Here is an 11,799-nt window from a genome sequence, read left to right as displayed (position 1 = left end):
GCTGTTCAAAAGTAGTTTGTCCGGTTCTGAGACGCGGCAAATGAGGCGTTACCTTATTGTAAACCTTTCGTTACCGCAATGTTTAGAGGGGAATAGAGGCCTGTTTAAGAACCACTTTCAGGAAAACAGGCTGGAAGTGCAGGGCTGATTGGAGAGGATGATGCTTCTTAATTTGGATCTTTCCTGCAGAGGAAGAAGTAGACATTTCTGCGGGGAAAGAAGAGTACATTATCTGATCGTCCCCCTTTGAAGGGGGTAGGGGGATGACAAAGGCCATTGAAACACCCGATGACCTTTACTACAAAGCGGTGGCTTTAATGGGTTGAAAGCAAGGGCAACAACAAGGGATTGCCCCTACATTATTCTCGGAAATGCGTGTGATCAGCAGGTATAATATTCAAAGGGGGACGCAATGCGTGGGCACTCTGGACAGACAACCCTTAAAAGCAGAAAGCCCTGCCACCTTTTCAGGCGCAGGGCTTAAAGACAACACACAACACTAATTAAACAAACTATAAACCAAGCTAAAATGGCTTTTACACAAACATGTTCAGGAAGTCCTGCTTGCCATTGAGATACTCGTAAGCGAAGCCTTCTTCCAGCATCCGGAGCTTGATGTTCTCCACATCGTGCGGGCGTTTCACTTCCACGCCAATAAACACCGGACCTTTCTCCTTGTTGTTTTTCTTGATGTACTGGAAATGGATGATGTCGTCCTCGGGATCCAGCACGCGGTTCACGAAGGTGCGCAGGGCACCCGGTTTTTGGTTGAAGGTCACCATGAAATAGTGCTTCAGGCCCTGGTGCTGCATGGCGCGCTCCTTGATGTCCTCCATGCGGGTGATGTCATTGTTGCTGCCGCTGATCACGCAGACCACGTGCTTGCCTTTGATCTCCTCCGCGAAAGATTTCAGGGCCGAAATGCTCAAGGTTCCGGCAGGTTCCAGCACCACGCCTTCCTCGTTGTACATCTTCAGGATGTCTTCGCAGATCTGGCCCTCAGGCACCAACACCACCTCATCCAGCAACTCGCGGCAGATCTCGAACGTGAGCTCACCCGGACACTTCACCGCCGCACCGTCCACAAAAGAATCAATGGTTTCCAGCCGCTGGCGCTTTTTCTCCTTGATGGAATTATACATGGAGGGTGCGCCCATGGGCTGCACGCCAATCAACTTGGTTTGCGGGCTCAATTGCTTAAACACGCTGGAAACGCCTGAGGCCAGTCCTCCCCCCCCGATGGGCATGAACAGGTAATCAATCCCGAAATCAGCATCCTTGAAGATCTCAAGCCCCACGGTGGCCTGCCCTTCCACAATGGCCAGGTCATCGAACGGCGGGATAAAGGCACTGCCCCGCTCATCGCAGAATTCTTTGGCGGCCTTAAAGGTATCGTCATAGGTGGCACCGGTGAGCACCACTTCCACCATGTCCTTCCCGAAAAGGCGCACTTTGTTCACCTTCTGGGCCGGCGTTTGGGCGGGCATGAAGATGTATCCTTTTATCCCCAGAAGCTGGCAGGCATAAGCCACTCCCTGGGCGTGGTTCCCCGCGCTGGAGCAGACAATTTCCTTTTCCCTTTCGGCGGACGTTAAAGACAAAATCTTGTTATAAGCCCCTCTTATTTTATAGGAACGTACAATCTGCAGGTCCTCGCGCTTGAGGTAAATATCGGCACCATAGGTTTGGGAAAGCCACAGGTTCTTCATCAAGGGCGTCTTGTAAATGACTCCTTTCAGGTTCTTGGCGGCTTTCTCTACGTTCCCTAGGGCAACTATGGTGTCGGGGGCGGTGGTCTCTTTCTGCATGATGTATGAACTATAATGGAAGGGTTGAACATTTCCTGTTTCGGGCCTGCTTTGTTAAAAACAGACCCGAAACGGCATCCCTTCCTTCCCCTGAAAAGGGATTGGTTGACTATCTACCTGAACGGAGCTTCCGCACGGTGGCACCGGTTTGCCACAGCTCTGACTCTCTTACTTCTTTCAGTTCTTCTTCTAGTTCCTGACGGTAACCCGGCGTAGAACCCCGCTGGATGGTACGGGCGGCTTCTTTGCCAGAGGCCACGCTGTCATACAGGTCATTCAATACCGGCAACGTTGCCTCTCTGAATTTTCCTTTCCAATCCAGGGCACCGCGCTGGGCCGTTACGGAGCAGTTGCTGAACATCCAGTCCATGCCGTTCTCGCCTACCAGCGGCACTAAGCTTTGGGTCAGTTCTTCCACAGTCTCGTTGAAGGCCTCAGAAGGAGAGTGACCGCGCTGACGCAGCACCTGGTACTGGGCCTCGATGATACCGGCCAGGGCACCCATCAACACCCCGCGCTCGCCGGTCAAGTCTGAGTACACCTCTTTTTTGAAATCGGTCTCGAACAGGTAGCCTGAACCTACCCCGATGCCCATGGCAATGGCTTTCTCGTAGGCTTTGCCGGTGGCATCCTGGAACACCGCGAACGAAGAGTTCAATCCGCCGCCTTCCAGGAACAGGCGACGCAGGCTGGTACCGCTGCCTTTGGGGGCCACTAAGATCACGTCCACATCGGCGGGTGGGATAATGTTGGTCTGCTCCTTGAAGGTGATCCCGAAACCGTGCGAGAAGTAAAGCGTTTTGCCAGGCTTCAGTCTTTCCTTGATGGTAGGCCACACCGCAATCTGACCCGCATCTGACAACAGGTTGCAGATAATGGTGCCGCGCTCCACCGCCTCTTCAATAGAGAACAGGGTTTCGCCTGGTACCCAACCGTCTTGTTTCGCTTTCTCCCAGGAAGCAGAATCCTGCCGTTGACCCACAATCACGTTAAAGCCGTTGTCACGCATGTTCAGGGCCTGACCTGGTCCTTGCACGCCGTAGCCAATCACAGCGATTACTTCGTTTTTCAGAGTTTCCTGGGCTTTTGCCAACGGATATTCTTCGCGGGTCACAACGGTTTCTTCTACACCGCCGAAATTGATCTTTGCCATTTTGTTAGTTAATATGGGTTATGATTTGATTTACATTTCTGGGGTTTTAGCCCCAATTTGTAGAAAAGAGGGCTAAAGCAGCATTCATACTCTCTGGCCTCAGCAACTGCTGCTGCCAGCTTTGGTTTACATGGTGAATACCTTGTCGCGGCTGTTCAGGAACTCATTTTCGATGGCTTCCTGTCCAGGCTCTGCGCGCTCAAACTCCCGCAGTTTTCGGTTGAAGCCGTCACTGCCTTTGATGATGGCAATGCGGGCACTGCGCACAAACTCTATCAATCCGAAGGGCTGTAAGACTTTAATCAGGTTGTCAGTTTCTTCGCGGTGGCCTGTGGTTTCAAAAACAGTGTAGTCCTTGCGGATCACCACGGCGCGGGCCCCGTTTTCGCGGAGCAGGCGTTCCACTTTGGCTTTCTCAGCGATGATGTCGGTGGGCACTTTGTAGAGGGCCATTTCCTGCCAGATCACGTCTTCGTTCGTGTTGAAGTACACCTTGAGCACCTCCACCTGCTTTTCAATCTGCCGGGCAATTTTGCTCACTACTTCCTCGGTTTCGTTGATCACGATGTTGAAGCGGTGGATGCCTTCAATCTCACTAGGCGACACGTTAAGGCTGTCTATGTTAATCTTGCGGCGCGTGAAAATCATGGCGATGCGGTTCAGCAACCCCACATGGTTCTCGGTGTACACCGTAATGTTATATTCCTGCTTTTCAATGGGCGCTTGCTCAGGCATAGTCTTTTCGTTTAGCACCGTTATTTCAATCTGATTTCGCTCACGCTGCAGCCCTGCGGCACCATGGGGAACACGTTGTTCTCTTTGGTTACCATCACCTCCAAAAGAAAGGAACCGGGGTGTGCCAGCATTTCTTTCAAGGCATCGGTGAGGTCAACACGTTCGTTCACACTGCGACCCGAGATGCCGTAGCCTTTGGCCACCTGCACGTAGTCGGGGCTTTGGATGTCCACGAAGGAGTAGCGGCGCTCATGGAAAAGCTCCTGCCACTGCCGCACCATGCCCAGGAACTGGTTGTTTAGGATCATGATTTTCACGTCCACGCCGCTCTGCATGATGGTGCCCAGCTCCTGAATGGTCATCTGGATACCACCATCCCCGATTACCGCCACCACGGTTCTTTCCGGTGCCCCGAACTTGGCGCCAATGGCGGCCGGTAAGGCAAAGCCCATGGTCCCCAACCCACCGCTGGTAATGTTGCTGCGGGTGTGGTTCAGTTTGGCGTAGCGGCAGGCCACCATCTGGTGTTGCCCCACGTCGGTAACAATGATGGCTTCGCCGTTGGTAAGTTCGTTTAGTTGCTGGATCACCTCGCCCATGGTCATCTCCCCGGCGCTCGGGAACAGTTCCTCCCGGATGACTGCATCAATTTCTTTCTGCTCAAACTCCCGGAACTTGGCCAGCCACTCGGTGTGCTGTTTTTGTTCCACCAGTTGGGTCAGCAGCGGCAACGTTTCTTTGCAGTCGCCCCACACCGGCACGGTGGTTTTCACGTTTTTGTCAATCTCGGCGGGGTCAATGTCCAGGTGGATGATCTTGGCTTGCTTGGCGTATTTGTCCAACCGACCGGTCACGCGGTCATCGAAGCGCATGCCGATGGCGATGAGTACATCGCACTCATTTGTCATCACGTTGGGGCCGTAGTTTCCGTGCATGCCCAGCATGCCCACGTTCAGCGGATGGTCACTTGGCAAAGCGCCCGCGCCCATGATGGTCCAGGCGGCCGGGATGCCGGATTTCTCCAGAAAAGCTTTGAACTCCTGCTCCGCTGAACCCAGCATCACACCCTGGCCCCACAGCACGAAAGGCTTTTTGGCGCTGTTGATCAGTTCGGCGGCGCGTTCTATATATTCTTTCCGCACAATTGGCTTTGGCCGGTAGCTGCGGATATGCACGCATCTTTCATAGCCCTGAAAAGCAAATTTCTGCAACTGGGCATTCTTGGTAATGTCAATCAACACCGGACCGGGCCGACCGGTGCTGGCAATGTGAAACGCCTTGGCCAATACCGCCGGGATCTCGGTGGCATCGGTTACCTGGTAGTTCCACTTGGTCACCGGGGTGGTGATACCAATCACATCGGCTTCCTGGAACGCATCGGTACCCAACAAGTGCGCGAACACCTGGCCCGTGATGCAGACCAGCGGCGTGCTGTCAATGAGGGCATCGGCGAGGCCGGTGATCAGGTTTGTGGCGCCAGGACCGCTGGTAGCGAACACCACGCCTACCTTGCCTGAAGCACGGGCATAGCCTTGGCCTGCGTGGATGCCACCTTGTTCGTGGCGTACCAGCACGTGCTGCATGTTACCGGGAAAATCGAACAGGGCATCATAGATAGGCATGATGGCCCCACCGGGATAGCCGAAGATCGTGTCCACCCCTTCCACGGAAAGGGCGTGCAGCAGCGCCTGACTGCCGCTGATCATGGTGTCTGTTTCAGGCAAGGCTGGGGCTTGTTTCTCTTGCGTTAACATAGGCTTCTTCCTGTAAATCGGTGATACAACCGTGGCTGGCATCACTTACTGTTCTGATATATTTCAAAAGCACTCCTCCCTGCACGTTGGGCTGGGGTCTTTGCCATTGGCTTCTTCTAAGGGATAACTCAGCCTCGTCTACCTGTACATCCATGGTATTGGTGGTAGCATCCAGCACAATCCAGTCACCGTCTTCTACCAAGGCAATCGTTCCACCGTCGTAGGCCTCGGGGCAGACGTGCCCGATGACGAAACCGTGCGTACCTCCAGAGAACCTTCCGTCGGTAATCAAGGCTACTTTATCGCCTAGACCAGCGCCCATGATGGCCGAGGTGGGTTTCAGCATTTCCGGCATGCCGGGTCCTCCTTTTGGCCCTACGTAGCGAATGACCACTACCTGGCCGGGCTGGATCTTGCCAAGGGTAATGCCTTCGTTCAGTTCTTCTTCTGAGTTGAAGACAATGGCGGGTCCTTCAAACCGCAGGCCTTCTTTTCCGGAGATTTTGGCTACCGCGCCTTTGCTGGCCAGGTTGCCATACAAGATTTGGATATGGCCGTCTGCTTTGATTGGGTTGGAAAGCGGTCTCAACAGGTCCTGTTCCTCGCCCAAAGGTTTCATGTCTGCCAAGTTTTCGGCAAGTGTTTTACCAGTAACCGTCTTTAAATCGCCTTTGAGCAAACCGGCTTCCAACAAGGTCTTCTGCACGGCGGGCACTCCCCCTAAAGCGGAAAGGTCTTCCATCAGGTATTTGCCACTTGGTTTTAGGTCGGCGAGTACCGGAACCCGGTTGCTGACCTCCTGGAAATCTTCCATGGTCAGTTTCACCCCTGCGGCATGGGCAATGGCAATCAAGTGCAAAACGGCGTTGGTGGAACCGCCTAATACGGTAATCATGACTAGGGCATTCTCAAAAGCCTCGCGCACCAGGATGTCGCGGGGTTTGATGTCTTTTTCTAATAATTGCAGGATAAACGCCCCGGTATCCATGGCTTCCTGGTTTTTCTCGGCGCTCACCGCCGTGGAGGAAGACGAGAAAGGAAGGCTCATGCCCAGGGTCTCAATGGCGGCGGCCATGGTATTGGCGGTATACATACCCCCACAGGCACCCGGACCCGGACACGCGTTGCGGATGATACCCCGGTAGTCTTCGTCTGAGATGGCGCCGTTCAGTTTTTTACCGTAAGCCTCAAAGCAGGACACAATGTTCAGTTTCTGGCCTTTGTACTCCCCACCTTTGATGGTACCACCGTACACCATCAGCGACGGGCGGTTCAGACGCGCCATGGCAATCAACGCACCCGGCATGTTTTTGTCGCAGCCTACCACAGTAGCTACGGCGTCATAGTAATGGGCTCCGGCCATGGCTTCAATGGAATCAGCGATCAGCTCTCTGGAGACGAGGGAGAAACGCATTCCGGCGTTGCCATTGGTGATTCCGTCACTCACGCCAATGGTGTTGAAGCGGAGCCCTACCATGCCATTGGCCTGCACGCCCATTTTCACGGCATCGGCCAAACCATTGAGGTGCATGTTACAGGTGTTTCCCTCAAAGCCCGTAGAGCAGATGCCCACAAACGGTTTGCGCAGATCTGCTTCTGGGATACCAGACCCAATGAGCATGGCCTGAGAGGCCGGAAGGCTATCGTCTTTGGTGTAGATGCTGCTGTATTTATTTAAAGCCATGGTTCGTAATGCAGTGTTTCTAAGGTGTTTTTGCAAAAAAAGAGCCTTTCTACCGGGTGGTTAGAAAGGCTCCAAAAGATTGTAAGAGGCCGTTCCTACCCACCTTGCGGCAGAGGAATAATGACGAAAAGAAGAATAAACGACCGTTGTCGCATCTGCTGTCTTGTTCTGTTTCAGGCTTGTTTTCTGAAAAACGGGCCTGAAACGAGTTGTTCTTAAATGATGGTGCTTAACCCTATCTCCAGGTTTTTCAGGTGCCGAAAACACTCGCCGCCTTCCTGCACGTAGTCAGCGATGAAACCGCCCACCTGCTCGGTGGTGAAAGGGTTTTCCTTGTTCAGTTCCGGGGTCAGTACGTTTCTTCTCAGGGCGTATTCCACGCCTTCTTTCACCAGGTTCGCTTCGTCCTGCAACCCGAAATGCTCCAGCATTAAGGACACAGAAAGAATAGTAGCGATGGGGTTAGCGATGCCTTTGCCCTTGGCCTGCGGAAAAGAACCATGGATGGGCTCAAACAAAGCTGCCGTCTCTCCAACTGAAGCAGAGGGCAGTAAGCCTAAAGAACCGGCAATCACCGAGGCTTCGTCTGAAATAATATCGCCGAACATGTTCTCGGTCAGGATCACATCAAACTGTCTCGGGTTCAAGATCATCTGCATGGCGGCATTGTCCACGAACAGGTACTCCACCTCCACGGACGGATACTCCGGGGCAATCTGTTGTACCACTTCGCGCCACAGACGGGAAGTTTCCAGCACATTGGCTTTGTCTATCAGCGTAAGTTTGTTCCGGCGGGTTGTGGCCGCCTGGAACGCCAGATGCGCAATGCGCGCGATCTCTTCTGTAGAGTAAAAGCAGTTGTCAAACGCGCCATCCTGGGTGCGGCCTTTCTCCCCGAAGTAAATGCCACCGGTCAGCTCACGGTAAATCACCATGTCTACGCCTGAAATGCGGTCACTTTTCAGCGGAGAATGCGCGACAAGTACATCATAAGCCGTCACCGGACGGATGTTGGCGTACAGGCCCAAAGATTTACGAAGGCGCAACAAACCCTGCTCCGGCCGTACTTTGGCGGCCGGGTTGTTGTCATACTTAGGATCACCGATGGCGCCTAACAAAATGGCGTCTGCCTCAAAACAAGCTTGTAGGGTGGATTCAGGAAGGGGGTTGCCGGTGGCATCTATGGCGCAAGCGCCCATCAACTGCACATCCAGTTCAAATTCATGCCCGAAGCGCTCAGAAACGGTTTCTAATACTTTGAGGGCCTCGGCACATACTTCTGGTCCAATTCCGTCGCCGGGGAGAACGGCTATCTTCTTACTTAATACGCCCATGGTCTACTCTTTTCGTATTGTTCTATTGCGTCTTTCTGATTCACTAAATAATCAATGTCATCGTAGCCATTGATCAGGCACTCTTTTTTGTAGGCGTCAATCTCAAACGGGATCTTTTCCTCCAAAGGGGGTACCTGTAATTCCTGTTTCACCAGGTCAACCACCAGGGTGGTTTGCGGGTCTTCTTCAATCTGGCCCAACAATCTTGCCAAAACTTCATCTGAGACCTGCAGCGGCAATAAGCCGTTGTTCAGCGCGTTGCCTTTGAAAATATCAGCAAAGAAGCTGGAAATCACAACTTTGAACCCAGCATCATAAATAGCCCAGGCGGCATGCTCCCGGCTACTGCCGCACCCGAAGTTCTTGCCGGCCACCAGAATCTGCCCGCTGTAACGGCCGGTGTTCAGCACGAAATCCGCTTTGGGCTGACCGGCGTTATCAAAGCGCCAGTCGCGGAATAAATTCTCTCCGAAGCCTTCGCGCGAAGTAGCCTTCAGGAAGCGGGCCGGAATAATCTGATCGGTATCTATATTCTCAATCGGGAGCGGAACCGCCGTGGATTGAAGTATCTCAAACTTTTCCATTAGTTCAGGTATTGGGTAATGTCTACAATCTTGCCTTCCACAGCCGTGATGGCCGCTACCAACGGACTGGCCAGCAAGGTGCGGGAACCTGGTCCCTGACGGCCTTCAAAGTTGCGGTTAGAGGTAGACACGCAGTAAGCACCCGCCGGAATCTTGTCTTCGTTCATGGCCAGACAAGCGCTGCAACCAGGTTCACGAAGTTCAAAACCAGCCTCGGCCAGCACTTTGTCAATGCCCTCTTCAATGGCTTGTTTTTCCACGTGTTTGGAACCCGGTACAATGATGGCCTCCACGTTGGGGGCTTTATGCTTGCCTTTTACAAAATTGGCTACCTGGCGCAAATCCTCAATGCGCGAATTAGTGCATGACCCGATGAACACGTACTGGATTTCCTTTCCTAACAGCGACTCGCCCGGCTGGAAGCCCATGTAATTCAAAGACTTGGCATAGCTGGCTGCTTCGCTGGCCGGAATATCCGTGGGGATTACGGCGTCAATGGCCATGCCCATGCCCGGATTGGTCCCGAAGGTGATCATTGGGGCGATGTCCTGCGCATCAAAGAAGAATTCCTTATCGAAGGCAGCATCCTCGTCGGTGTACAGGGTGGACCAGTAATCAACGGCTTGCTCCCACCGCTCGCCCTGTGGCGCGAACGGACGGTCTTTCAGGTAAGCAAACGTGGTTTGGTCCGGCGCTATCATGCCGCCCCGGGCACCCATCTCAATACTCATGTTGCAGACCGTCATGCGGCCTTCCATGCTCAACGCCCGGAAGGCACTGCCGGCGTACTCTACAAAGTACCCGGTAGCTCCGCCGGTTCCCAGTTTGGAGATCACGTACAGGATCACGTCTTTGGCGGTAACCCCGTTTTTTACTTCGCCTTCAACAGTTATGCGCATGCTTTTGGGTTTGCTCAACAGCAAGCACTGCGAAGCCATTACCTGCGCCACCTGGCTGGTGCCAATCCCGAAGGCAATGGCTCCGAAGGCTCCGTGTGTGGATGTGTGGCTATCGCCGCACACGATGGTCATGCCGGGTTGGGTTAAACCTAACTCCGGCCCGATCACGTGTACAATGCCTTGGTTTTCGTGGCCCAGGCCGTACAGCTCAATGTCGTACTTGGCGCAGTTCTCAGAAAGCTTGTCTACCTGGAACCTGGAAAGGGGCTCGGCAATGGGTAGATGCTGATTTTTGGTGGGTACGTTATGATCGGCGGTTGCCACTATTTGCTCTTTGCGGAACAGGGGCAAACCACGGTGTTCAATCTCGTCAAATGCTTGCGGGCTGGTTACCTCGTGGATGAGATGACGGTCAATGTAAAACACGTCTAACCCACCTCCAGGAATGGATTTCACCACGTGGGCAGCCCAAATCTTATCTAATAATGTCTTTGCCATTGTTGTTTCGTGTACTCTATTTACAACCTGGTGGGGCAAGTGCTATTTCCTCTATCTGTTGTTTCTACCGCTCGCCCACAAGTTCCTTTCAGGGTTACACCCACAAGTTCCTTTCAGGGTTCCAGGAAAGGGTTTTTAATTCGCAGAAACCAAATTATCCTGCTCCACCATCAAATGGAGGTCTTCATCTATTACTTCTTTTTTCTTGTCTGCCACCGCCAGGAAGGAAGAATAAGCCTTGTCTAAGGCTTCTTTCTCCAGGGCATAGCCTAGTTTTTGCATCCGGTAAGCCAAAGCTGCTCTGCCTGAGCGGGCGGTTAACACAATGGAGGAATCCTCGGCGCCTACTTCTTTGGGATCAATAATCTCATAAGTTTCGCGGTGCTTGATGACGCCGTCCTGGTGGATGCCGCTGGAATGCGCAAAGGCGTTAGCGCCCACTATGGCTTTATTAGGTTGTACCTGCATGCGCATCATGTGCGAGACTAAGTGTGAGGTCTCGGTGAGCAGACGCGTGTTCACGCTGGTGTCCAGGTTCAGGTACGGGTGTTGGCGTAAAATCATGACGACTTCCTCCAGTGCGGTGTTTCCGGCACGCTCCCCTACCCCGTTGATGGTACACTCAATCTGCCGGGCTCCGTTGATAACCCCGGAGATGGAATTGGCGGTAGCCAAACCCAAATCATTGTGGCAATGCGTGGAAAGCGTCACGTTCTGAACCCCGCGCACGTTTTCATACAAGTATTTGATTTTCGCCCCATATTCTTCCGGCAGGCAGTAGCCAGTGGTATCGGGTATGTTCAGGACGGTGGCACCGGCTTTAATGGCCGCTTCGCAGACCATGGCCAAAAACTCATTGTCGGTGCGGCCGGCGTCTTCGGCGTAGAACTCCACATCTTCCACAAAGCTTTTCGCTAATTTCACGGCGGCCACAGCGCGTTCCACCACATCGGCCTGGGTGGTGCGCAGCTTAAATTTCACGTGCGACTCAGAAGTGCCTATTCCGGTATGGATTCTGGGGTAACGGGCCGCTTTCAAGGCCTCGGCGGCTACCCTGATGTCGTTTTCCACGGCGCGGGTAAGCCCGCAGACGGTGGCGTCCTTGGTTTGGGCCGCAATTGCGCGAATCGCCTCATAATCGCCAGGGCTGGACACCGGAAAGCCCGCCTCAATCACGTTCACGCCCAGAAGCTCCAGTTGCCGCGCAATGACCAACTTCTCCTCCATGTTCAACTTGCAACCGGGCACTTGCTCGCCATCGCGCAACGTTGTATCAAATATTTGTATCTTCTGAGCTGACATCGTTATTTTGGCTACTTATTCTTTACAAAGAAGCACGTACTTATACTG

9 protein-coding genes are annotated in these 11,799 nt (G+C 53.3%); all 9 read right to left on the bottom strand.

The features are described 5' to 3' along the window. Positions 1–536: 536 nt before the first annotated feature. Positions 537–1,808 (bottom strand): threonine ammonia-lyase IlvA, encoded by a 1,272-nt coding sequence (gene ilvA / locus EFB08_RS22550; RefSeq protein WP_123129251.1) that lies wholly within the window; start codon positions 1,806–1,808, stop codon positions 537–539. Between the two features lie 109 nt (positions 1,809–1,917). After that, positions 1,918–2,961, bottom strand: a complete 1,044-nt coding sequence (gene ilvC, locus EFB08_RS22545) for a ketol-acid reductoisomerase (RefSeq protein ID WP_123129250.1) — start codon at positions 2,959–2,961, stop codon at positions 1,918–1,920. Between the two features lie 126 nt (positions 2,962–3,087). Beyond that, a complete protein-coding gene (gene ilvN / locus EFB08_RS22540) occupies positions 3,088–3,696 on the bottom strand; it encodes an acetolactate synthase small subunit (protein WP_123129249.1) in 609 nt (202 codons plus the stop codon). Between the two features lie 20 nt (positions 3,697–3,716). Then, positions 3,717–5,450, bottom strand: coding sequence for a biosynthetic-type acetolactate synthase large subunit (ilvB, locus tag EFB08_RS22535; RefSeq protein ID WP_123129248.1), 1,734 nt, complete (start codon positions 5,448–5,450; stop codon positions 3,717–3,719). Then, complete coding sequence (gene ilvD / locus EFB08_RS22530) at positions 5,413–7,134, bottom strand: dihydroxy-acid dehydratase (RefSeq protein ID WP_123129247.1); 1,722 nt, start codon at positions 7,132–7,134, stop codon at positions 5,413–5,415. The genes ilvB and ilvD overlap by 38 nt, the downstream gene beginning before the upstream one ends. A 215-nt stretch (positions 7,135–7,349) precedes the next feature. Further along, on the bottom strand, positions 7,350–8,468 hold the full coding sequence (gene leuB, locus EFB08_RS22525) for a 3-isopropylmalate dehydrogenase (protein WP_123129246.1): 1,119 nt from the start codon (positions 8,466–8,468) through the stop codon (positions 7,350–7,352). Further along, positions 8,456–9,052 carry a 3-isopropylmalate dehydratase small subunit gene (gene leuD, locus EFB08_RS22520; protein ID WP_123129245.1) on the bottom strand — a complete coding sequence of 199 codons (597 nt, stop codon included), beginning with the start codon at positions 9,050–9,052 and terminating at the stop codon, positions 8,456–8,458. Before leuD ends, leuB begins: the two co-directional genes overlap by 13 nt. Beyond that, a complete protein-coding gene (leuC, locus tag EFB08_RS22515) occupies positions 9,052–10,449 on the bottom strand; it encodes a 3-isopropylmalate dehydratase large subunit (RefSeq protein ID WP_123129244.1) in 1,398 nt (465 codons plus the stop codon). Before leuC ends, leuD begins: the two co-directional genes overlap by 1 nt. Positions 10,450–10,584: 135 nt before the next feature. Continuing rightward, a complete protein-coding gene (locus tag EFB08_RS22510; protein ID WP_123129243.1) occupies positions 10,585–11,751 on the bottom strand; it encodes a 2-isopropylmalate synthase in 1,167 nt (388 codons plus the stop codon). Positions 11,752–11,799: the final 48 nt, after the last annotated feature.

The organism is Rufibacter latericius (assembly GCF_003721515.1).
Taxonomy (GTDB): Bacteria; Bacteroidota; Bacteroidia; order Cytophagales; family Hymenobacteraceae; genus Nibribacter; species Nibribacter latericius.
This window is presented reverse-complemented; position numbering and strand designations above follow the sequence as displayed.

Bases quoted from the DNA above. Each gene is read 5' to 3' on its own strand.
- ilvN (WP_123129249.1), bottom strand. From the start codon at position 3,696: ATGCCTGAGCAAGCGCCCATTGAAAAGCAGGAATATAACATTACGGTG.
- leuB (WP_123129246.1), bottom strand. From the start codon at position 8,468: ATGGGCGTATTAAGTAAGAAGATAGCCGTTCTCCCCGGCGACGGAATT.
- ilvC (WP_123129250.1), bottom strand. From the start codon at position 2,961: ATGGCAAAGATCAATTTCGGCGGTGTAGAAGAAACCGTTGTGACCCGC.
- ilvD (WP_123129247.1), bottom strand. From the start codon at position 7,134: ATGGCTTTAAATAAATACAGCAGCATCTACACCAAAGACGATAGCCTT.
- ilvB (WP_123129248.1), bottom strand. From the start codon at position 5,450: ATGTTAACGCAAGAGAAACAAGCCCCAGCCTTGCCTGAAACAGACACC.
- leuC (WP_123129244.1), bottom strand. From the start codon at position 10,449: ATGGCAAAGACATTATTAGATAAGATTTGGGCTGCCCACGTGGTGAAA.
- ilvA (WP_123129251.1), bottom strand. From the start codon at position 1,808: ATGCAGAAAGAGACCACCGCCCCCGACACCATAGTTGCCCTAGGGAAC.
- leuD (WP_123129245.1), bottom strand. From the start codon at position 9,052: ATGGAAAAGTTTGAGATACTTCAATCCACGGCGGTTCCGCTCCCGATT.
- EFB08_RS22510 (WP_123129243.1), bottom strand. From the start codon at position 11,751: ATGTCAGCTCAGAAGATACAAATATTTGATACAACGTTGCGCGATGGC.